The sequence below is a fragment of the Nonomuraea guangzhouensis genome (assembly GCF_019396345.1).
In the GTDB taxonomy this organism is placed as follows: domain Bacteria; phylum Actinomycetota; class Actinomycetes; order Streptosporangiales; family Streptosporangiaceae; genus Nonomuraea; species Nonomuraea guangzhouensis.
Map to the genome: position 1 here is coordinate 41,660 of NZ_JAHKRM010000012.1, position 21,372 is coordinate 63,031.

A 21,372-nucleotide genomic window follows, 5' to 3' on the forward strand; every position below is an offset into this window, starting at 1 on the left:
CACGGACTTGGAACAATCGCCCGCAAGTTCGATTTCTTGGCCTTTTTTGGAGATATGTGGACGTGCCAGGCGGAAATTAAAATTGTCGATGTAGCCAGCAAATCCGCAGCCTATAGTGCCAACAAACTTGACCATCCGTTAACCGGGAGAACAAGTGTTGGACAAGGTGCTGGCGCAGCTGACCTTGCGGCGCAGGTTCACCCGGAGGGCGGTCCGGTTCGAGCGCGGGCGCGGGGCGCTGATCCTCCAGATCGAAGGTGATCCCCCTCAGGTCACGCCGTGGCTTCGCGCGCTGTTCAAGAGCTACCGGGCCGTCGTACCCGTCAACAACCCCAGCGGGGTGCAGACGGAGCAGTCCGAGGATCTGCAGGTCCTGGAGCAGTTGCAGGCGATCGTCGAAGGATGCGGCTACGGGGGCAGGGTGGCCCGCGGCCTGCCCATCGTCTTTCCCCGGTTCGCGGCGGCCCGCACGGCGCTCTACGACTGGCACTCCACGGAAAGGCTGCCGCCCAGAAGGGCCAGAGACCTGAAGAAACACATCAAGGACGCCATCATGGCCGAGCGGCAGCACACCCTGCAGGACGTTCGTCCGCGCGTGGCCCCGCTGGTGGAAGACGAGTTGGTCACTCGGCAGTTCGGCGGCGCGGTCGGCCTTGGGCTGAAGGCGGCCAATATGCTGCGATTCCCTTACTACAGGACCGTCCGCTGGAATCGCACCAGGCGATTCCCCGACGCGCGTACCTTCGACGTGGTGTGTGAGCGGCTGGACGAGATGAATCGGGCCTCCGCGCGGGGAAAGCAGCTCCTGCTGGTCGAGGCCCTGCTCGCCGATATCGACGCGCATTACCGCCTCTTCCGCCGTCTCAACAGGGCACGCCGCCCGGTCATCCTGCTGCCGGACGTGGACCGGGTCCCCGCCCGGCGGATCATCAGGGACCGTCTGCTGGAGGCCTTCGACGACCCTGCCCAGGATGTGTACGTGTACCCGGTGGTCATCACGACCTCCGAGCCTGACCGAGCCACGCCCGCCAGGGGCGCGCGGGACGCTGTACAGGCAGAGGATCTCGCGCGGGCCATAGCCGACCGGTACCAAGAACGCGAAACCCTCGCCGAGCTGCGGGCGCAGGGGAAAACGGATGAGCCGCTGCCCAGCCGGCTCTTACGCGTCAGCTTGGGGGAGGTTCCGGAACCCCGGGCGAACAGCGGGAGGAGGATCCTGGGGCCGGTGACGCTGCTCACCTCGGTCGCGGTCCTCGCCACCGCCGGTTTCGTCGTGTCCCGCATGCCGGAGAGCTGCGGTGACGCCCTGGAGGTCAAGGATGGCGAGTGCGTCGGCGTCTCCGACGGCTCCGACGTGTTCATGCCCGCGGTCCGCGGCATGAAGGAGGTCTCCGCCCGTATCGCCGAGCAGAACAGGGCAGTCGAGGGGCAGACGCACGCGACCGTGGCGCTCATGATCCCCACGGAGTCGGACAACCCCGCCGTACAGCGGCAGATCCTCAGCGAGATCCAGGGCGCCTTCCTCGCTCAGGCCGAGGTCAACCAGCCGGCCTCGGCCAAACCCGCCATCCGGCTTGTCCTGGCCAACCCCGGTCGCGGCTACGGCCACTGGGGGTTCACGCTCGACAAGCTGGTCGAGCGTGAGCCGGACCTGCGGGTCGTGGCCGGCTTCAACCTCAGCCTGACGGCGACCAAGCAGGCCCTCACGTACGTGACCAACACGCTGAAGATCCCGGCCGTCGCGAGCGTGGTGACGGCGGACGACTTCGCCAATCCCGAGGACAAGGATCCCGCCCCGTTCCCCGGCCTGGCCCGCGTGGTCTCCACCACCGCGGACCAGGCCCGCGCGTTGCTCGCCTTCGACTCGAGCCTGGCGGGCGCCGAGACCGCCCTCGTCGCGGACGAGCGGCCGGACGACAACTACAACCGGTCTCTGCGGGACGCCTTCGCCGCGGCCAGGCGGAAGCAGGGCGGCGGCGCCGTACAGGACATGCTGTTCGATTCGCCGGGCGTGGAGATGGCGGGCTATACACCGAACGAGTTCGAGGACTTCGCCGGCAACATCTGCCGGTCGAACGCGAGTGTGGTGTACTTCGCCGGCCGGGCCCTGCACCTGAAGCTCTTCATCGAGAAGCTGGCCGGCACCTACTGCCGCGAGAAGAAGTCGTACACGGTGATCACCGGCTCCGACGCCACGACCCTCGACGAGCGGCTGACACCCGCGGACCGAGCCCTGCTCAAGGGAGATTCCGGATCGGGCAAGCCGGCGGTGACCATCCGTTACATCGCTCCCGCACACCCCGGCGAATGGAGCGCCGCACCGGGTAAGTCGCCCGCTCCGCCGTACGTCACGGAGTCCCGGGACGCGATGAACAGCTTGCAGCGCGGCATCGAGGCCAATGGCCCCATCGGCCCGGTGAGCCTCAACGACGGGCGGACCATCGTCACCCACGACGTCATCCTGACAGCCTCGCGGGCCCTGGCCCGCGCGGTCCACACCAGCGGGCAAGAGGTGCCCTCAACCGACCGGATCCGGCGGGACCTGCGCAAGCTCAACTCCGACCTGCGCGTGCGCGGCGCAAGCGGATGGATCTGTCTCAGCAACGCGGGCAACCCGTACAACAAGGCGCTGGTCGTGGTCCGCCTCGAGCCCGGCGCGAGCCGGCTGACGCTGGAGGGCGTGGCGTGGCCGACCGGGCATCCCCCGAAGCGGGACGACCAGTGCGTCGTTCACTGAGCGAAGAGCTGACAACAGGACACCGGTCGACGCATTCGCCCATCGTGCAGACGACAAAGAACCCGCTCGGTGGCGGGCCATCGGGTCTCCGCTGATCACAGGATCGCGTTCGCGAAGGTCAGTGCCAAGCGCCTCATCCAGGAAACGACTCGGTGATCATGTCGTCGTGGTTGACGTTCAGGTCTGATGTGTCACGCGGCGGCCGACCGTCGGCGCGGGCCGATCGTGGCCTCGGGTGCGTCGAGCCAGAGCTGCTGGCCGTCGGAGGTGACGGTCATGCCGAACCGATCGAGGCCCGGCTCACCCCTGCTCACCCACGCGAAGTAGGCGTTGGTGACCTCTTCCCAGAGGTGACGGTCGCCGAGCTCGTACACCCACGGTTCGCCGTCGGGCTCATAGCCGGCGGCGCCCCACCGACCAGGGTCGCCGGGGTCGACGAGGAACAGCCTCTTCTCATCGTCGAGCCGCATACGCAGACCAGTCAGGGCCGACATGACCAGGCCCGCGCCGGCCGGTGCGTACGTGATCGTGCGGGGATCCACGGCGGTGGTGAACCGTCGTCCGCTACCGTCGTCCGGGGCGCCCGGCGTAGCGCCCTGGGAGCGCATCATCATGTACGAGGCGTAGCCCGGGAACCTCCCGACAGCGCTGCCATCCGGCATGACGACGAGCCGTAGCGAATGGTCGGTGTCGAACCCGGGCGAGTACGGCGTGACGATGACCGCGCCGGGACGGCATTGCTCGATCCAGGCGTACGGAACGGTATGGACGGCGCACGTGACGTGCACGCGGTCGTACCGGGTTCCCGCTGGCCAGCCGGCCGCCCCATCGCCAACGATCAGGTGCGGGTGCACGCCGGCTGCGGCCAGCGCCTTTGCCGCCTGCTCGCCGACTGCCGGATCGACCTCCATCGATGTCACGCGAGCGGCGTCGCCGACCAGGTGGGACAACAGCGCGGCCGTCCACCCGGTACCGGTGCCGACCTCGAGTATGCGGTGCCCGGGATCGGGATCGAGCAGCGTGAGCAGGTCGACCACTGTGCCCGGGGCCGAGTTGGAAGAGGTGTAGCGCCCTTCCACGTCGCGGATGTCCGTTGCACCCTTGTCGAGTTGCGTCACGATGGCGGATGGTCCGTACACGGCCGCCCACCATGCCTCTGGGTCGCGGCGCCGGTCGATCAGCTTGGGGCCTGCGTGGGTCAGAGCCACCCCCAACGAGGGCACGTACAGGTGCCTTGGCACCGCATGTAGCGCGTTGGCGATCGTGCCACGGATCGGGGCCCGAGTCCCGCTGATCGCAGCGATCATGCCGTCGACGCTTGCCTCGAGGTCGGGCATCACTTTTGCTTTCCGTCCCCCTCATGCTTGCCGCCACTGCCGTCCCCATCGCCCGTGTTCTTGTCATGCTTCGGGAGCTCGAGCGGTTTCGACTTGGGCTTTTCGCCTTCGTGCTTGCCCATGCGGAGAGCCTTTCCTCGCTCGAAAAGAACCGTCTCCGCGACCATATGACTACCATCCGTTATCGACAAGTGACCAACATGGCCACCGCCGCCAGCAAGGAGCTGGATCTCGACCCCGCCAACTACTCCGACAGCGTCAAGATCTGCGACCCTGAGCCTTTCTGTCCGTACTGCATCAAGGGAGCCGGACAGAAGGCCTAGTAACAGGACGCTGGCCGACGCATTCGACCGGAAAGCGCCCCTGCCACCGATCGCCTTGTGGCAGGGGCGCGGTCGTCCAGGCCGGGAGCCGGGCGCCACGGAGATCACTATCCATCGCTTACCGTGCTGGCTCAAATACACGAAGCGGTTTGAGGGTCTGCGGCACCACGGCCGTGAGCCGCTATGCCTCCGTGAGGACGTAGAGCAGGGCGTTCATGCTGGTTCCGCTGACGAGGTCGCGCTTGTCGATCAGGCGGCGGATGTCGGTGAGTGGCACCCACTCGATGCGCTCGGCCTCCCATGCCTCGGTGGGCGGCCCGATGTGCTGGGCGCTGTCGGCGCGGAAGATGTGGTGCGCGGAGTCGGAGATGCCGTTGGTCGGCTGGGTGTACAGCAGCGGCCGCAGGGGGCCGGGCCGCCAGCCGGTCTCCTCTTCGACTTCGCGGGCGGCGGCTGCGATCGGCTTCTCGCCCTCCTCGATCTTGCCGATCGGGATCTCCCAGCCCCAGGTGTCGGTGATGAAGCGATGCCGCCAGATCAGCAGCACCCGGTTCTGCTCGTCAGTGACGACTGCACCGGCTCCGGGCGCGGTGCGGATGAGCCGATGATCGAGATGCCGTCCGTCCGGCAGTTCTACATCGGCCACGCGGACGTCGAGCCAGCGGTCGGTGTAGAGCGGGTCTTCCGAGTGGACCTGCCAGCGCATGCGGCTGCTCCCCTGGGTGGATGCCTGGACCGGCACCACGTTACAAGGGGATACCCGCCTGCTGCCTCGCGCGAGCGACGAACGCCTTGACCGGCTGCGTCTCGTAGGCGCTCAGCGCGGTTGTCACGGACTCGATGCGCTCGGCAAGGCGCTCGGACTCCATGCCTTCGGTGCGGTCGAGCATGCTTTCCGCTGTGGAAGCGGCCTGTTCGAGCTCTCCGCGCTCGGCCAGGATCAAGGCGAGAGTGGCCTGCCGGTGAGCCTGGCCTCTCAAATGGCATGTGCCCGCCAGACGCAGAGCTTCCTCCGCGTACTCCTGAGCAGGCGCCAGGTCCCCGAGCCGCCGCCGGGTTTCCGCGTGTTGGCACTCGAGCAGGCCCGGTTGTACGTAGCCGGTCTCCGGAGGCTCCGCTCCGTGTCGGATCTGCCCTGCCGTGGCCTCCGACAGGCGCATGTGTGCGTGGCAGTTCGCTCGATCGCCGGCGCGGGCGTATGCCTTCGCCTGGAGAATGTGCAGGTCTGTCGAGAGAGCAGGACTCAGGTGGCCGCGCGCTCCCCGCAGAGCCGCCCCCTGCCGATCTGCGGCTGGTCTCTGCCGTTCGCACTGACCTCTCGGCGCGCCTGCGCCCGATGCGCGGTTTTGCTGGCGCCTCTGTCTTGACCACCGCACACGAGCCCTGACCGACCGCTGGATCGACGCACGGCCAGGCCGTCCCCGCCCCCGATGATTATCTTCACCAAGCCCCACCACGCATCGCTAAAGGATCTTGCTCAGCGGTGGTCCGGCTGCGGCGCGGCGGCCTCCAGGGTGACGCTGGTGCCGTTGGAGTCGCTCTCGATGGTCAGGCGGTTGACCCACTGCCGGGCCAGCCACAGCCCCCGGCCGCTACTGCTGCCCGGCGGCACGGGACGATGGCCGTGCTCGTACGGCCGAGGCAGGCCGGGTCCGCTGTCGGTGACCCGGCAGTAGAGCCGGCCGTCGGCCTGCCACAGGCTCAACCGCCCGCCCCCGCCGCCGTGACGCACCGCGTTGGTGGTGATCTCGTTGACCGCGACCACGAACCGGTACAGGTCCGGCCCGGCGAGCCCATGTCGCGCCGCGTACCGGTTCACCAGTCGCCGCAGCATGACGAGCGTGCCGAAGTCGAAGTCGTACTCCAGCTTCGGGGCTTCGTCGGGCTCACTCATCGGCGCGTTCCTCCGGAGCGGCGCCGGGCGGGATGGTGCCGCAGGGCAGAGGCCACAGTGGCACTCAGCCGCCCTCAGCCCAGGCCGAACGCGGTGAGCAGCCCCGTTATGCGCAGTTGGTCGAACACCCGGGGAGTGGGATGCCCCACGCTGAAGGCCGCGCCGACCTCGGTGGACGCCTTCATCGCGTCCACCAGCACGCCGATCCCGGAGGAGTCGAGGAAGGCCACCTCGCCCATCTCGATCCGCACCACGGAAGGACGCTCGTCGATCACGGCGGAGGCCACGGTCTTCCGCACCCAGGCCGCGTTGGTGAAGTCGATGTCCCCGCGCAGCACCACCTCCAGCAGACCATCGGTTACGGTGCCGACCGACACCACGTCCATGCACATGTCCTTCCTCTGCCGAGCACGGCGGGCTCACCCCGTGACGCACTCCGGCCCGCCGGTCGGGTATGGCCGGCTGCTCGCACGAACCATTGTCCCGGTATATACGGGTATCTATCACCGGCTCGCCCGCCACGCCACCCACCGGACGGTTCTCAGCGACCTGTTCACAGGCGCCGTCCGTCCGGCTGCGGATCCGCGGGCGGGCGAGCCGGGTCGGCTGTGGGGCCGTCCGGCAGGCGATCCGTGGGCGGCGGAGTCGCCGTTCGGCGGACGATTCCCGACGGGCCGAGCCCGGCGGAGGTGTGGTTCGGGGCGGCTTACCATGTGATCGTGAGTTTCAGCCCCCGGCGTGAGCCGCGCTCCGGCGCCCGCAAAGGGGCCGTGCCCAGCATCCGCGACGTCGCGGCCGCGGCGGGCGTCTCGTACCAGACCGTTTCGCGGGTGCTCAACGACTCGCCCCGGGTGCGCCCCGACACCAGGGCCGCGGTGCTCGCGGCCATCGAGACGCTGGGGTTCCGCCCCAACCGGGCCGCGCGGGCGCTCGGTCTCGGGCGCGCTCCCGGCATCACCGTGGTGACCGCCAACACCATGCTGTACGGCTACGCGTCCACGCTGCAGGGCATCGAGGAGGCCGCGCGGACCGAGGGCCTGGCCGTGGGCGTCAGGGTCGTGGAGTCGGACTCGCTCGCCGAGGTCAAGCAGACCGTCGACTACGTGAGCGACCCGAGCGCGGGCGGACTGATCATCATCGCGTTCGACCCGGCGGGCACCGCGGTGCTGGGGGCGCTGCCGCCGGACATCCCGGCGATCGCCGCGACCGAGCCGGTGGCGCCCGACACGGGCAGGGTCGCGATCGCGCTGGACGAGCGGCGGGCCGCCGCCGACGCCACCGAGCACCTGCTGGCGCTGGGCCACCGGACCGTACACCATGTGGCGATCCCGTCCGAGGGGCGCTCCAGCGGCAGGCAGGCCGGCTGGTGCGACGCGCTGTCGCGGGCGGGCGCCGAGATCCCCGAGGTGATCGGCTCCGGCTGGGACATCCGCGCCGCCTACCTGGCCGGGCAGCGGCTGGCCGGTGATCCGGACGTCACGGCGGTGCTGTGTGGCAACGACGACATCGCCCAGGGGGTGCGCCGCGCCCTCTACGACGCGGGCAGGGACGTGCCCGGTGACGTGAGCATCGTCGGGTTCGACGACATCCCCGGTTCGGCGTTCTGGATCCCCGCGCTGACCACCGTGCGGATGGACTTCGTCGGGCTGGGCCGGGCGTGCTTCCTGGCGGCGGTGGCCGAGCTGACCGGGCAGCCGCAACCGGAGCCCGAACTCACCCCGCCCCGCCTCATCGTGCGCGAATCCACCGCCCCGCCACGCCACGCCTGAAATCGGCACGTAACAATCCGGCAAAGGACCCTTCCGTTCACGGCATGTGACCGCTCACACTCCATGTGACCGGTCACATGACCGCCCCTCTCCCGGCAGGAGGTACTCCCGTTGACATCGCTCCGGCTCCTGGGTGTCACGACCATCGTCTGCACGCTGCTCTGCGCCGCCGTCCCCGCGCGGGCCGCGTCCCCTGCCCTCGTCGTCGACCTCGCCACGGACACGGGCCCGCTGAAGTACGGCGCGACCGGCTTCCTGTACGGCCTGGGAAACGACGGGATCCCCACCGACACCATGCTGGCGGCGCTCAAGCCCCAGGTCACCGCGCAGAAGGCGCCCGACGGCCTCCAGCACCCCAACGGCGACGCGCTCCAGGTCGCGCCCATGTTCAAGCGCGCCGGCGGCCGTGACATCCAGGTCTACATGCAGGACATCTACCGCGAATGGCCGTACGAGAACCTCGGCATCGACGACTACCTGGCCAAGGTCGACACGATGGCCCGCAAGATCGTCGCGGACCCCTACCGGACGTCGTACGTGTACGTGCCGTTCAACGAGCCCGACCAGATCTGGTACCAGGGCAACCTCAACGGCCTGCTCGACGCCTGGAAGCGCGTCTACCAGAAGATCCGCTCGATCGACCCCGCCGCGCGCATCGCCGGCCCGAACTTCGCCTCCTACCGCGCGGCCGACTACCGCACGTTCTTCACCTACGCCAAGACCAACAACGTGCTGCCCGACGTCACCACCTGGCACGAGCTCGGCAACGACTTCTTCACCAGCTGGTACGACCACCACGCCGACTACCGGGCCATCGAGACGAGCCTCGGCATCAGCCCCCGGCCGATCGCGATCAACGAGTACGCCCGCTTCTCCGGCGACCTCGGCGTGCCCGGGAACCTGGTCCAGTACGTGACCCGGTTCGAGAACAGCAAGGTGGACGCCTGCCTGGCCTACTGGACCACGGCCGGAGCGCTCAACGACCTGGTGACCAGGAACAGCCAGGCGACCGGCGGCTGGTGGCTCTACAAGTGGTACGGCGAGCTGAGCGGCCACACGGTCACCGTCACCCCGCCCACCAGGAACGGCTCCCTCCAAGGGCTGGCCGCCCTGGACCCGGCCAGGAAGCAGGCCCGGGTGATCTTCGGCGGCTCCCTCAACGTGACCGACACCTACTCCACCGACGTCGTGGTCAAGAACATGGGTGCGGCCTCCTACCTCGGCGGCTCGGTCCACGTGACGGTCTGGGGGGTGAACAGCACCGGCCTCAACGCCTCCCCGGGCCCGGCCCTGATCCACGAGGGCGACTACACCGTCTCGGGCGGCCAGATCACCGTCCCGCTCACCGGCCTGAACGGCGCCGCCGCGTACCAGCTCATTGTCACCCCGAACACCGACCTGACGCCCGCCGGCCCGGCCACCCGCTACCAGGCCGAGTACGCGGCGCTCGGCGGGACCGCCCGCGTCACTTACGGCCCCAACACCGGCTACTCCGGCACCTCCTTCTCCGAGGGCTACGGCGGCAGCAGCACCGCCGCGACCACGTTCGTGGTGACCGCGCCCGGTGACGGCTACTACAACCTGGGCCTGCGTTACTCGGCGGGCCCGTACACCGGCGCGCCGCAGAACCGGGCCGCCCGCCTGGTGCTCAACGGCAGCGCGCTGACCGACCTCACCCTGCCGGGCACCGCCGACTGGAACACCTGGAACACGGTGACGACCAAGGTGTTCCTGCAGGCGGGCGTCAACCGGATCGGCGTGCACGCCTTCACCACCGACGACCGCGACGCCGTCAACCTCGACTATCTGGACGTGACGGCCACCACCGGCACCATCACCGCCTACGAGGCCGAGAGCGGCGCCAACGTCCGTGGCGGCACGGCCGTGATCGGCGCCAACAGCGCCGCGTCCGGCGGCTCGTACGTCGGCTACATCGGCAAGGGCGCCGCCAACATCTTACGTTTCACCGGCGTCAACGCTCCGGCCGCCGGGCGCTACCGCGTGGTGATCACGTACGCCAACGGGGAGCTGGGGGAGGGCGCGACCAACTACAACTCCAACATCGTGGACCGCTACGCCGACGTCAGCGTCAACGGCGGGGCGGCCACCCGGGTCTACTTCCGCAACACGCTGGGCTGGTCGAACTTCCGCACCACCGTGATGACCGCCGACCTCAGGGCCGGCGCCAACACGATCGAATTCGGCAACACCACCGCGTACGGCCCCGACGTCGACCGAATCCAGATCGCCGCGGCACTCGGCTGACCCACCCCGCCCGCGCCCAAAGCGCCGCGAATGATCGACCCGCCAGATCCGCCGGCCCCAACCCGACCCGCCCGACCTCGGCCCGCCCGGCCTGCTCGACCTGACGGACCTGCCTGACCTGGCGGACTCGCCGGACCCGCCAGGTCCGCTGGCCCCCGACCCGCCCGACCTCCGACCCACGTGACCCCCGGACCTCTTGGCCTCCGGACTCCCGGGACCGGCGCCCGGGACCCGGATCCCCTGGACTGCGCCCTCGGGACCGGTGCCCCGGACCGGACCTGCAGGCCAGACCCCCGAGGCCGGACTTCCCGGACCGCCTCTCGGGACCGGCCCCAGGACCCCGCCTCTCGGGACCGACCTCGGGACCGACCCCAAAAGCCAGACCTCCTGACCAAACCCCCGTCCGATCCCCGGGATCGGATCTCCCGGTCCCCCTGAAGATCCCCGCAGATCGCGGCCGACCTCTATGCCCGCCCTGCGGACACCCGCACACCCGAAGGAGATTCCTTGATGCCTGTCGACGTGGTCAAGACCCTGCGCTGGGGACATGACGCCCTGGCGGCGGTGGTGGAGATCCACCCGGACCGGCCGGTGGCCCTGCAACGGCTGGGCCCGCCCGGCGAGCAGCCGCGAAGGTTGTCGCAGCCGCTGGTCGAAGTGCTGATCCCCGGCGAGGGCCGGGCCAAGGCGTCCCAGCGCCTGTCGGAGACGGCCGTCGGCTGCCGGTTGCGGTACGCGGGTGCCGAGCAGGGCCGCGACGGCGGCTGGCACACGCTGCGGATCGCGCTCAAAGACGAGGTGTCCGGGCTGGCGGCCGAGGTGACGCTGCGCTCGTTCGACGGGGTCGCCGCCTGTCAGATCCAGGTCAAGGTGACCAACCAGGGCACCGACCCGGTGCTGCTGCTCGCCGTGTCCTCCTTCGCCGCCGGGTTCCTCGGCCGTCCCGTGAGCGAGCTGGACGTCCTGTCCGCCGACAGCGAGTGGCTGGGTGAGAGCAGGTGGAGCAGGCGGCCGCTCGGCGACCACATCGCCGACCTCAACCTGGCCGCGCACGGCCAGCACGGGCGCGGCCGGTACGCGCTGAGCAGCTCCGGCACCTGGTCCAGCGGGCGGCACGTGCCGATGGGTGGCCTGGCCGACCGGCGTACCGGCCAGACCTGGCTGTGGCAGATCGAGCACAACGGCGCCTGGGGCTGGGAGACCGGCGAGCGGCTGGACGGCGTGTACGTTGTGGCCACCGGCCCGACCGACGCCGACCACCAGTGGAGCCAGACCCTGGCAGCGGGGGAGTCCTTCACCACCGTGCCGGTCTCAGTCGCGGTCTCCGCCGAAGCCGACGGCGACGGCGACGGCCTGGAGCGTGCCGTCGCCGCGCTCACCGCGCACCGCCGCGCGCTGCTGCGCCCGCACCCCGACAGGTCGACGCTGCCGGTCGTCTTCAACGACTACATGAACACCCTGATGGGCGACCCGACGACGGCCAAGCTGCTGCCGCTGGTGGACGCCGCCGCCGCGGCCGGGGCCGAGATCTTCTGCATCGACGCCGGCTGGTACGACGACGACGGCGCCTGGTGGGACAGCGTCGGCGAGTGGGAGCCGTCCCGGACCCGCTTCCCCGGCGGCATCCAGGAAGTGCTCGATCACATCAGGGAGCGCGGCCTGACACCGGGGCTGTGGCTGGAGCCCGAGGTGATCGGCGTACGCAGCCCGATGGCGGACAAACTGCCCCCGGAGGCGTTCCTCCAGCGCGGCGGCCACCGCCTGACCGAGCACGGCCGCCACCACCTGGACCTGCGCCACCCCGCGGCCGTCGCGCACCTGGACCAGGTGGTGGACCGGCTGGTGGAGGAGCTCGGCGTCGGCTACTTCAAGCTCGACTACAACATCAACCCGGGCGTCGGCACCGACCGGGACGCCGACAGCGCGGGCGCCGGGCTGCTGGCCTGCAACCGGGCCCACCTCGCCTGGCTGGACGGCGTTCTGGACCGGCACCCCGGGCTCGTCCTGGAGAACTGCTCCTCGGGCGCGATGCGCATGGACTACGCGCTGCTGTCGCGGCTGAACCTGCAGTCGACCAGCGACCAGCAGGACTTCCTCCGCTACCCGCCGATAGCCGTGTCCGCGCCGCTGTCCATGCTGCCGGAACAGGCCGCGAGCTGGGCGTACCCGCAACCGGAGATGACGGACGAGGAGCTCGTCTTCACCATGTGCACCGGCATACTGGGGCGGCTCTACCTGTCCGGCAACCTGCACGCCATGAGCGCCGCCCAGCTCGACCTGGTGCGGGCGGGCGTGCGCGCGCACCGCGACCTGCGCGCCGACCTGGTGCGCGCGGCCCCGTGCTGGCCGCTCGGCCTGCCCGGCTGGGACGACCCCTGGCTCGCCCTCGGCCTGCGCGCCGGGGACACCACCCATCTCGGACTGTGGCGCCGCCCCGGCGCCGCCGAGACCGCGGTCCTGTCCCTGCCGCACCTGGCCGGGCGCCCGCTGCGGATCGAGACCGTCTACCCGGGGTACGCGGAAGGCTGGGGGCACTCCTGGGATCCGTTGACCGCCGAGCTGTCCGTGACCAGCGCCATCACCGGACCGACCGCCCGAATCCTGAAAGTCACCCCCCGATGAACAAAAGGAAGCACACCGTGAAAATCACCGCGATCACGGCCGCGGCCGCCACCGCGTTCCTGGCCCTCACCGCCTGCAGCGACCCGGCCTCCGGACCGGCCGCCACCCCGGCGGGGAGCGGGCAGCCCGCCGCCTGGGCCGCGCCCACCGGCAAGCTCGACGGCACCACGCTCACCATCTGGGCCGCGCAGAACAGCAACACCGTGCCCAAGCAGGTCATCGACGGGTTCACGAAGGCCACCGGCGCCAAGGTCGACGTCGTCACCATCCCGGACCCGTACGAGCAGGGCGTGCAGACCAAGGTGGCCACCGGCGACAAGCCCGACCTGGCCTTCTGGCAGCCGACCGCGTCCATGCTCACCGCGCTGAACGCCAGGACCAACCTGCAGCCGCTGGACGGCGCCCCCTGGATCGCTTCGATGACGCCCGAGCTGCGCGACATCACCGGCCTGCTGGACAAGACCCGCTACGCCGCCCTCGTCACCAGCCCGGCCGTCGAAGGCGTCTACTACAACAAGGAGGTCTTCGCCGCCAACGGCGTCACCGCGCCGCCCAAGAACTTCGACGAGATGGTGGAGATCGCCCGCAAGCTCAAGGGCAAGGGCGTCACCCCGTTCTTCGAGATGGCCGGCGACAAGTGGGCCACCCAGTGGTGGGTGCAGGTGCAGCTCGCCGACGCCGCCCGCGACGGCCTGTGGGACCGGGTCAACACCGGCAAGGAGACCTTCTCCGACAAGACCATCCTGGACGCGATCAAGAAGTACAAGGCGCTGATCGGCGAGGGCCTGTTCAACTCCGACATCAAGACGGCGACGTTCGAGGACCAGGGCGCGGCGCTGCTGTCCGGGAAGGCGGCGATGGCCGTCCAGGTGAACTCGTTCTTCGGCCAGCTCCAGGCCAAGGCCGACACCGCGACGCTGGACAAGAAGATCGGGTTCTCCCCCATCTCGCCGTCCGGCAACGTCGGCACGTTCATCCCCGACCAGAGCAACGCGCTGGTGGTCTTCAGGACCGGCGACGCCAAGCGCGAGGCGGCGGCCCGGCAGCTGCTGTCGTACTGGATGGGCCCCGGCTACCAGAGCTTCATCGCCGACCGGAAGACCGTCTCGCTGCGCGCCGACGTGCCCAGCCCGGCCGGGGTGCCGCAGGCGCTGCTCGACGTGCACAAGTCGCTCGGTGACGCGGTCGGGTCGATGCAGGCGCTCGCCGTGGCCAACCCCGACCTGTACCTCAACCTGGCCGACATGATCACCGGCAGCCTGACGCCCGAGCAGGTGGCCGCCGCGACCCAGAAGCAGTTCGCCCAGCTCGCGAAGGCTGCCGGCGCCTCCGGGTTCTGACGGGTCCTGACCACATGACCGACACCAGCGCGCGCCGTACGCATCCGATGTGGTTCCTCGGCCCGGCCTTCGCGATCCTGTTCGTCTTCTTCTTCCTGCCGACCCTGTTCAACTTCATCTACGCCTTCACCGACTGGTCCAGCTTCAAGAGCGAGATCCGCCCGGTGGGGCTGGACAACTTCACCGACCTGCTGTCGGACGGCACGCTGTTCGCCGCGCTGCGCATCACGGTCGTGTACGCCGTCCTGGTGGCGTTGTTCCAGAACCTCTTCGGGTTCGGCCTGGCCGTGCTGCTGGAGCGCGACACCTGGCTGAACCGGGTCGCGCGGCTGTTCTTCCTCATCCCGGTGCTGATGTCGGCCCTGGCGGTCGGCTACGTCTTCCAGGCGCTGCTGAAACCCCACGGCAGCCTGAACGGCCTGCTCGGCGGCCTGCTCGGCCACCCGGTCAGCATCGCCTGGCTCGGCGACACCACCTGGACGCTGGTCGTGGCCTCGGTCATCCACGCCTGGAAATGGATGGGGCTGTCCATGCTCATCTACCTGGCAGGGCTGAAAACCGTACCGGAGGACATCACCGAGGCGGCCAGGATGGACGGCGCCTCGCCCTGGCAGGCGTTCTGGTCGATCCGCTTCCCCTTGCTCGCGCCCGCGGTGACCTTCAACGTGGCCACCGCGCTGCTCGGCTCGATGAACGGCTTCGACATCGTCCAGGCCACCACCGGGGGCGGGCCGGCGCGCAGCACCGAGATCCTCAACATCTTCATCTACCGCACCTTCGGTCAGGGCCTGTTCGCGCAGGCCACGACCATGAGCCTGGTGCTGTTCCTGCTGGTCGGGCTGCTGGCCTTCCCCGTCATCCGGACCCTGCGCAAGCGAGAGGAGATCCTGTGACCATCCCCGCGTACGGCGTCCGGAGCCGCCGGGTCCGGCCGCCCCGGGCGACCGGCCTGGCGGCGCGGCTGCGGCCGTTCGCCGTCGTCGCGCTCGTCGTCACCGTCATGGGCGTGCCGCTGTGGCTGATCGTCTCGACGGCGGCCAAGTCGCAGGCCGAGGCGCTCTCGCCGGACCTGTCGCTCCCGTCGCGCTGGCGGCTCTGGGAGAACCTCGCCCAGGTGTGGACCCAGGGCGACATCCCGGCGGCGTTCCTCGGCAGCGTGCTGATCGTGGTGCCGGCCGTCGCCCTGGTGCTGACGTTCGGCTCCATGGCGGCGTGGATCCTGGCCCGCCGGGCGAGCCGGCTCACCGCCGTCCTGTACGCGCTGGCCATCAGCGGCATCGTGCTGCCACCCGCCGTGGTGACGATCGTGCTGCTGCTGCGCCAGCTCGGCCTGGCCGGGACCCTCACCGGCATGATCGGCGTGTACGTCGGCATCTACCTGTCGACCGTCGTCTTCTTCGTCACGGGCTTCGTGCGTACGGTGCCGCTGTCGATCGAGGAGGCCGCGCGCATGGACGGCGCAGGCCCGGTGCGGGTGTTCGTCTCGGTCATCCTGCCGATGTTGCGCCCGGTGCTCGCCACCGCCACGATCCTCATCTGCCTGTACGTGTGGAACGACGTCTTCTACGCGTTCTTCGTCATCGGCGGACGGATGGACACGTTGCCCCTGAACCTCTTCCAGGTGGCCAACGCCGGGCTCTACCTCAACAACTGGCACTTGATCTTCGCCTACATCATCCTGATGAGCCTGCCGCTGCTGGTCGTCTTCGCCGTGGCGCAGCGGAAGATCATCTCCGGGATCACCGGGGGCGCGGTGAAGTGACTGCAGAGGGCTACGAGATCAGCCCTGCCACGCTCCGGCGGTGGCCGCCTCCTTCACAAAACGGGCGACGCCTTACCGGACATCCTCGTCATCGCCGACGACGAATGTTGTTTTCCCCTGGTCACCTTGGTGGCGGCGGAAGTGGTAGGGGACAGGCCGGGCCAGCGGGCGGCGGTCAACCGCCTGCTGGACCTGATGCTCGTCACCACGTTGCGCGCCTGGTTCGACCGCCCGCAGCGGCACGCCCCCGTTTGGTACCGCACAAGGTCGGCTACGCAGCCAGATGTCTTGAAGCTCCGTCAGGCGCAACTCCGCCGGGAAAGCGCCCGACGGCGGAGGCAGCGGATCGCTCGCCGTCGATCGGAACGTCCGTCATCCCCGCCCGGCGCTGAGGTACTTCGCCATCCGTTCGGAGAGCTGGATGCCCGGGACCTCGTCGTCCAGCCACGCGAACTGTCCGGACGGATTGACCTCTAGGAAGTAATGCTCAAGATCATTGGTTACGGCCATGTCGACCGCTCCGTACTCGAGACCAAGTAGGTTCATGAGCGTGAGGAGCCTATCGGCTATGTCACCGGGAAGATCATACCCGCTGTAGCCGATCTCGCCTTCGATCTGCCCGCGCCAGTCCGTGGCGGAAACCGGGCCGGTGTCGATTCGCACGGAAGTGATCGAGGACCCGATAATGGTCACTCGCAGGTCGAATGCTTTGTCGACGTACTTCTGAAATATGCATGGCGCATACCGCACGCGGGCGAGAAGTTCGTCGCTCAATGAGATCATCCTGGTTGTCAGCAGTCCACCCGGCCACCCCCCGGGCTCCTCGATCAGACCGCTCCCGAGCGCCTTGTAGATGATCGACCCGTCGAACTTGTCATAGAACGAGCGGACCTTACCGGGCTCGTTGGTGATCAGGGTCTCCGGAATGAGCAGACCGATTTGATGCGCCAGTCGCAACTGCAGCGGCTTGTAGTCGGCGCGCGCCTCCAGATCGGGCCGGTTCACCCACAGTGCCGGTATGCCCAGAAGTACACCGCCAAAGGCATGGGCGGACTCGCGCATCACGAATTCCCGATGGGTCGCAGACAGTGAACCGTCTGGCCTGAACGCCGTCGGCCTCCGGTACCAGATAGAGGTGACATTCTCGAGATCCACGGACCGTTGATCGTACTTGTTGTCGGTGAGCACGGTCGCCCAGCCGATCGGAGCACTCTCATACGAGAGGGTGGAGTCCGCCGGAAAGTAGCTGGTGTCGTAACGAAAGACCCGCACGGCCATCTCGTTCAATACCTTGACAACGCAGTCCGCGGTCAGATCGAACTCTTCGGTAAGGATAAGGACGGTGGACGCGGTCATGTTCGCAAATCCCCTTTGCAACCGTTGGATGCTCTTTTACTGGTAAGCGACAAGAAGCCCCGGGCATGCTGCTCCCGAAAGCGCAATAGTTCATCCCCAATTGCTGCGTCGTATCCGCAATTCAAATGATCGCGGATACGACGAATTGGGCCTATCGGTTCACGCTTCTAGCAATTCGCGTCGATCGGGTTGTCGAAATGGGAGTCTGGGCCGGTCGTCGGGCAGGTGGCCGTCAAGTGCGGAGTTCTGATGGCGATCCCTCCCATGTTGATGCCGAAGTGCGACGTCGCCCAGATCTGGGCGTACGGATCGTAGCGATATTCTCTCGCCCCGCTCAGGATCGCCGACTCCACGGTCATCGATTCTTCGGGATCCACGATGGTCTGGAACTCATACCCGAACGGCTTTGTCTCGTCCGGCATCATCGCGAACGCGTGACGCTGGCGGGCGATGTCTTCGAGAGAGTAGAGCCTGTCGAGCTCCAACAGGGAACGCCCCAGCCTGAACGGTGGCTGGTAGAGAGCCCTGGCGCTTTTTTCCTGCACCACAAGGTCGAAGGCCATGACCATTCCTTTCTGGTTGGCGTCTGAGACGCCTGCCGATTATTCGACCGATTCGTTTACCGGCGGCCCTCTTTGCCGCCACCCTAGGATGATCATTTTCTATGGACGGAACACCGGTGCCGCAACCTATGATCTCAATTCGGATGTCGAGTTCGTGAACTTCCGGACAAACCTGGACAAGTCTGGACGGGCCTGGCCGAAGCACGTCTGGCATCGTCCGCCGCTATGAACGGCCCGGTGCGACAACTTAGTCGCCGATTAGGGTGGTTCCCGCACCGAGACGAGTGGACCGAAACAACCGTACGAACACCCTCGACAGAGCGAACCGGGAAGGAATGTAATGAACGATCGGCAAGACGCGAACTCCTGCCTGCCGGGCGATAAATCATCGTTGTCGGCTATAGAAATTCTCTATACCGAAAGTCACTCTGGAGCGGAACTCGACTCCGAAGAGGAGCTCTGCCGTACGGGGCTCGAACTGGCAGGCTCGACAGACCCCAAAGGACAGGCCGAGTGGCTGTGGCGTCTGGGCCTGATCGCGCAGAACAGAAAGGATCAGCTGACCGCGCAGGTCCTCTACAACCAAGCCCTGAAACGCTTCTCCGCAGAGGCTGACGTACGCGGAATCGCGAGATGCCACCACCAGCTCTCAATGATTCTGGAGACGCTCGGAGACTTCCCCGGAGCCCTTCAGCACATCCGCCGATCTCACATCCTTTTCCGCGAGATCGGTGATCTGCAAGGCATGGCAACGAACCTTCACGAGTTGAGCATGATCCACGAAGGTCTCGGCAACCACCGGGAGGCGGCCGATCACGCGAGACAAGCCCTTATGCTCTTCGAGCAACTCGGCGAGCCCAGGAACATCGTCGTCGGCCGCCGCCGGCTCGGCAGCCTGGCACAGAACGCGGGCGACCTGGGGGCGGCCGCAGGCCACCTGCGCGCTGCTCTCGACGTGCTCGGCCCTGATGGCGACCGGCGCAGCGTGGCCACCCTCCACCACAACCTCGGTCTGATCGGCTACGCCGCCGATGACCATAGACGGCTCAGTGATCACTTCCAACAAGCTCTGGACATCTTCGACGAGGTCGGGGATCGGAGTGCGGTGGCCAGAGTCCTCCACGAACTCGGCATGATCCACTTGGTTCTCGGTAATCACAGTAAGGCGACCGACTGCACGACGCGTGCGCTGGAAATCTTCGAGCATCTCGGCGACTTACCGAGTATGGCCACAGGTCATCGCCAGCTTTCGGCTATTTTCACGCTGAGCGGCCGTATTGACGCTGCGACGGCCAGCGGGACAATCGGCCTGGAAATGTCGAGGCAGCTGGGCCTGCCGATCAAAGAAGACCTTTTCTGGTTGCGGAGGCAGGCTGAACTGGTCGGCAGGACGGCATTTCAGCAGAACCTGCAGCAGGCGGGATCTGAGCAGATTCTCCCGTTGGTCTTCGGTGACGGTTATCACGAAGACGAATCCTGATAACCGTTGGCCTGCAATGTGAACAGGCGCGCATAAACCCCTTTGGCCGCCAGCAGACTCGAGTGATCTCCCCGCTCGACCACTTCGCCCTCCTCCAGCACTATCAACAGGTCGGCGTCGCGGACAGCGCTGAGCCGATGGGAGATCAGCAGGCTGGTCAGGCCCGACCGGTGGGTACGCAGTGCGGTGTGGATCTCGACTTCCGCCACAGCGTCGAGGCCGGAACTCGGTTCGTCCAGCACAAGCAGGTCTGCCTGGTCTCGCAGCAGCGCACGAGCCAGAGCCAGCCGCTGCCACTGCCCGCCGGACAAGACCACCCCGTCCCCATCGCCATCGGAAAGACCGAAGAAGATGCGGGTGAGCGGAGTGTCATAGCCGCTCGGCAGGCTCGCCAGCCTTTCGTGGACGCCGGCTCGCGCCGCGGCCCGCTCGATCGCCTGCCGGTCGCTTCCCAGGTCACCGATCCCGATGTTCTCGGCGGCGGTGAGGTCATACTGCATATAATCTTGAAACACCGTCCCGATGCGCCGGCGAAGCGAGGCCGGATCCAGATCTCGCACATCGATGCCGTCCCAGAGAATCGTTCCGCGATCCGGGTCGTACAGTCTGCACAGCAGTTTGACCAAAGTGCTCTTACCGGCCCCATTGCGACCGATGAGGGCAACGGACATGCCAGCCGGAATGGTAAAGCTCAGGTCCTTCAAAGCCCACGGATGGTCCGGCGAATATCGAAACCACACGCCGCGAAACTCGATCCCGGTACGCAACGGCCCGGCCTTCAGCGGCTGTGCCGCCACGACAAGATCGGGAACGCTCCGGGTGACCGCCAGATAATGTGAGAAGGCCAGAAGCTGCTGATGGGCCATCATGAGCTCGTTGATCAACAGCACCACAGTCGCCTGCACGCCTGCGACAGCGCCCGCCAGCAACGCGACATCACCTACTGTCACCCGTCCCTGTCCGGCGGCGAGCAACGTCCACCCCAGGCAGGCGACGGTGACGGCGGCCGAAATGAAACCCAGGGCCACTTGGACGGCCAGTTCTCGCACATCCATTCCCCGTCGCTCGGCGTCCGCGCTCCTGCGCTCGGCCGACATGCGGTGCCGGAAGTAAGAACCGGTGCCGAACAACCGGATCTCTTTGGCGGCCTCAACGCTGGTGAGCAACAGCCGGTAAAAGATCTCCCGACGTTCCAGCGGGCCGATCCGCCACATCAGCGCCGCCCGTTTGCGTGACAGTTGCCACTCCGCCAGCAACGCGGGGATCGCCGCCGCCAGGACGGCGACCGCCAGCCACCGGCTGACGGCCATTAGAGCGCCGATGAAACCAGTCACCGTTACCAGCCCCCTGGCGACCGCCAGCACACCGGAGACGACCAGGCCCGGAGTCATCCCACCCGACTGGTGGGCCAGGCTGAGGCGGTCCAGAAAATGCGGATCCTCAAAGCGCTTGATCCCTACGAACCGTTCGACGACCTCGAACAGCCGATCCTGGGCCAGAAGCGCGATCCTGCGTTCCAGCTCGTTCTTCAGGAAACGCTCACAGGCTGGCAGCACCGCGGCGACCAGAGCGGTGACCGCGAATCCGACGATCACTCCCGTGAGAGATCCGCCGCCCGCGACCCTGTCCAAGGCGAGTTTCGTCAGCCAGGCCACGGTCACGGGTATGGCGGCCTGGCTCACCACGGCGAGCCCATAGGGGACAAGCAGCTGCGGTCCCGCGCGAACCGCCAGACCGAACACGGTCGCCAGGCCCCTTATCGAGACTCTTTGGTCCCTTATCGGATCATCCATGTGCCGAACCCACACCGGGAACAGGAAGCAAGAGCGATAGAGATCCACCCATCCTGCCGGTGTACACACCCGCCACGGGCGCCGACAGGCGGCGTCCCCGAACAGCGCCGGGCTGGATCTGAGGCGATGCC

Annotated in this window: 19 protein-coding genes; 11 read left to right on the forward strand and 8 right to left on the reverse strand. The window is 67.8% G+C overall.

The genetic code is table 11. The features are described from left to right. Positions 1–154: 154 nt before the first annotated feature. On the forward strand, positions 155–2,737 hold the full coding sequence (locus KME78_RS24980) for an ABC transporter substrate-binding protein (RefSeq protein ID WP_219531738.1): 2,583 nt from the start codon (positions 155–157) through the stop codon (positions 2,735–2,737). 191 nt (positions 2,738–2,928) lie between these two features. Here the strand turns inward: KME78_RS24980 and KME78_RS24985 are convergent, their stop codons facing one another. Then, positions 2,929–4,044 (reverse strand): methyltransferase domain-containing protein, encoded by a 1,116-nt coding sequence (locus tag KME78_RS24985; protein WP_219531740.1) that lies wholly within the window; start codon positions 4,042–4,044, stop codon positions 2,929–2,931. Between the two features lie 53 nt (positions 4,045–4,097). Between KME78_RS24985 and KME78_RS24990 the strand changes: the two genes are divergently transcribed. Next, positions 4,098–4,397: a hypothetical protein gene (locus tag KME78_RS24990; protein ID WP_219531742.1), complete on the forward strand. Its 300-nt coding sequence runs from the start codon at positions 4,098–4,100 to the stop codon at positions 4,395–4,397. 181 nt (positions 4,398–4,578) lie between these two features. Here the strand turns inward: KME78_RS24990 and KME78_RS24995 are convergent, their stop codons facing one another. The 4 genes from KME78_RS24995 to KME78_RS25010 all read right to left on the reverse strand — a co-directional run bounded on the left by KME78_RS24995 (position 4,579) and on the right by KME78_RS25010 (position 6,677). Beyond that, positions 4,579–5,103, reverse strand: coding sequence for an NUDIX domain-containing protein (locus KME78_RS24995; protein ID WP_219531744.1), 525 nt, complete (start codon positions 5,101–5,103; stop codon positions 4,579–4,581). Positions 5,104–5,143: 40 nt separating this feature from the next. Then, a complete protein-coding gene (locus KME78_RS68530) occupies positions 5,144–5,854 on the reverse strand; it encodes an NsdA family TPR-like regulatory protein (RefSeq protein WP_504740163.1) in 711 nt (236 codons plus the stop codon). 20 nt (positions 5,855–5,874) lie between these two features. Continuing rightward, positions 5,875–6,291: an ATP-binding protein gene (locus KME78_RS25005; protein WP_219531748.1), complete on the reverse strand. Its 417-nt coding sequence runs from the start codon at positions 6,289–6,291 to the stop codon at positions 5,875–5,877. Positions 6,292–6,365: 74 nt separating this feature from the next. Continuing rightward, positions 6,366–6,677 (reverse strand): STAS domain-containing protein, encoded by a 312-nt coding sequence (locus KME78_RS25010; protein WP_219531750.1) that lies wholly within the window; start codon positions 6,675–6,677, stop codon positions 6,366–6,368. A 333-nt stretch (positions 6,678–7,010) separates the two neighbouring features. Here KME78_RS25010 and KME78_RS25015 point away from each other — a divergent pair, with 333 nt between their 5' ends. The 7 genes from KME78_RS25015 to KME78_RS68050 all read left to right on the forward strand — a co-directional run bounded on the left by KME78_RS25015 (position 7,011) and on the right by KME78_RS68050 (position 16,526). Then, positions 7,011–8,060 (forward strand): LacI family DNA-binding transcriptional regulator, encoded by a 1,050-nt coding sequence (locus KME78_RS25015; protein WP_219531752.1) that lies wholly within the window; start codon positions 7,011–7,013, stop codon positions 8,058–8,060. Positions 8,061–8,171: 111 nt separating this feature from the next. Next, positions 8,172–10,325 carry a CBM35 domain-containing protein gene (locus tag KME78_RS25020; RefSeq protein ID WP_219531754.1) on the forward strand — a complete coding sequence of 718 codons (2,154 nt, stop codon included), beginning with the start codon at positions 8,172–8,174 and terminating at the stop codon, positions 10,323–10,325. Positions 10,326–10,835: 510 nt separating this feature from the next. Then, positions 10,836–12,947, forward strand: coding sequence for a glycoside hydrolase family 36 protein (locus KME78_RS25025; protein ID WP_219531756.1), 2,112 nt, complete (start codon positions 10,836–10,838; stop codon positions 12,945–12,947). A gap of 17 nt (positions 12,948–12,964) precedes the next feature. Continuing rightward, positions 12,965–14,287 carry an ABC transporter substrate-binding protein gene (locus KME78_RS25030; RefSeq protein ID WP_219531758.1) on the forward strand — a complete coding sequence of 441 codons (1,323 nt, stop codon included), beginning with the start codon at positions 12,965–12,967 and terminating at the stop codon, positions 14,285–14,287. Positions 14,288–14,301: 14 nt separating this feature from the next. Next, entirely contained in the window at positions 14,302–15,180 is an 879-nt protein-coding gene (locus KME78_RS25035; RefSeq protein ID WP_219531760.1) for a carbohydrate ABC transporter permease, read from the forward strand. Then, a complete protein-coding gene (locus tag KME78_RS67285; RefSeq protein ID WP_219531762.1) occupies positions 15,177–16,049 on the forward strand; it encodes a carbohydrate ABC transporter permease in 873 nt (290 codons plus the stop codon). Before KME78_RS25035 ends, KME78_RS67285 begins: the two co-directional genes overlap by 4 nt. A 24-nt stretch (positions 16,050–16,073) precedes the next feature. Then, positions 16,074–16,526 carry a cupin domain-containing protein gene (locus tag KME78_RS68050; RefSeq protein ID WP_372454941.1) on the forward strand — a complete coding sequence of 151 codons (453 nt, stop codon included), beginning with the start codon at positions 16,074–16,076 and terminating at the stop codon, positions 16,524–16,526. Here KME78_RS68050 and KME78_RS25050 read toward each other — a convergent pair. Then, on the reverse strand, positions 16,422–17,405 hold the full coding sequence (locus KME78_RS25050; RefSeq protein WP_219531764.1) for an MvdC/MvdD family ATP grasp protein: 984 nt from the start codon (positions 17,403–17,405) through the stop codon (positions 16,422–16,424). The genes KME78_RS68050 and KME78_RS25050 overlap by 105 nt on opposite strands. Positions 17,406–17,572: 167 nt before the next feature. Then, positions 17,573–17,968: a hypothetical protein gene (locus tag KME78_RS25055; protein ID WP_219531766.1), complete on the reverse strand. Its 396-nt coding sequence runs from the start codon at positions 17,966–17,968 to the stop codon at positions 17,573–17,575. Between KME78_RS25055 and KME78_RS25060 the strand changes: the two genes are divergently transcribed. After that, the gene (locus KME78_RS25060; protein WP_219531768.1) at positions 17,967–18,197 is read left to right on the forward strand and encodes a hypothetical protein; all 231 of its coding nucleotides are present in this window, start codon (positions 17,967–17,969) and stop codon (positions 18,195–18,197) included. The two genes, KME78_RS25055 and KME78_RS25060, sit on opposite strands and share 2 nt — an antisense overlap. Positions 18,198–18,308: 111 nt before the next feature. Further along, on the forward strand, positions 18,309–19,448 hold the full coding sequence (locus KME78_RS25065; protein WP_219531770.1) for a tetratricopeptide repeat protein: 1,140 nt from the start codon (positions 18,309–18,311) through the stop codon (positions 19,446–19,448). Here the strand turns inward: KME78_RS25065 and KME78_RS25070 are convergent. Beyond that, positions 19,430–21,289, reverse strand: coding sequence for an ABC transporter ATP-binding protein (locus KME78_RS25070; RefSeq protein WP_308127124.1), 1,860 nt, complete (start codon positions 21,287–21,289; stop codon positions 19,430–19,432). The two genes, KME78_RS25065 and KME78_RS25070, sit on opposite strands and share 19 nt — an antisense overlap. Positions 21,290–21,372: the final 83 nt, after the last annotated feature.

What these genes read in the sequence shown, in the direction of transcription:
- KME78_RS24985 (WP_219531740.1), bottom strand. Translation starts at nt 4,044, where the DNA reads ATGATCGCTGCGATCAGCGGGACTCGGGCCCCGATCCGTGGCACGATC.
- KME78_RS24990 (WP_219531742.1), top strand. Translation starts at nt 4,098, where the DNA reads ATGCTTGCCGCCACTGCCGTCCCCATCGCCCGTGTTCTTGTCATGCTT.
- KME78_RS24995 (WP_219531744.1), bottom strand. Translation starts at nt 5,103, where the DNA reads ATGCGCTGGCAGGTCCACTCGGAAGACCCGCTCTACACCGACCGCTGG.
- KME78_RS25005 (WP_219531748.1), bottom strand. Translation starts at nt 6,291, where the DNA reads ATGAGTGAGCCCGACGAAGCCCCGAAGCTGGAGTACGACTTCGACTTC.
- KME78_RS25010 (WP_219531750.1), bottom strand. Translation starts at nt 6,677, where the DNA reads ATGGACGTGGTGTCGGTCGGCACCGTAACCGATGGTCTGCTGGAGGTG.
- KME78_RS25025 (WP_219531756.1), top strand. Translation starts at nt 10,836, where the DNA reads ATGCCTGTCGACGTGGTCAAGACCCTGCGCTGGGGACATGACGCCCTG.
- KME78_RS25035 (WP_219531760.1), top strand. Translation starts at nt 14,302, where the DNA reads ATGACCGACACCAGCGCGCGCCGTACGCATCCGATGTGGTTCCTCGGC.
- KME78_RS25050 (WP_219531764.1), bottom strand. Translation starts at nt 17,405, where the DNA reads ATGACCGCGTCCACCGTCCTTATCCTTACCGAAGAGTTCGATCTGACC.
- KME78_RS25060 (WP_219531768.1), top strand. Translation starts at nt 17,967, where the DNA reads ATGACCATTCCTTTCTGGTTGGCGTCTGAGACGCCTGCCGATTATTCG.
- KME78_RS25055 (WP_219531766.1), bottom strand. Translation starts at nt 17,968, where the DNA reads ATGGCCTTCGACCTTGTGGTGCAGGAAAAAAGCGCCAGGGCTCTCTAC.
- KME78_RS25065 (WP_219531770.1), top strand. Translation starts at nt 18,309, where the DNA reads ATGAACGATCGGCAAGACGCGAACTCCTGCCTGCCGGGCGATAAATCA.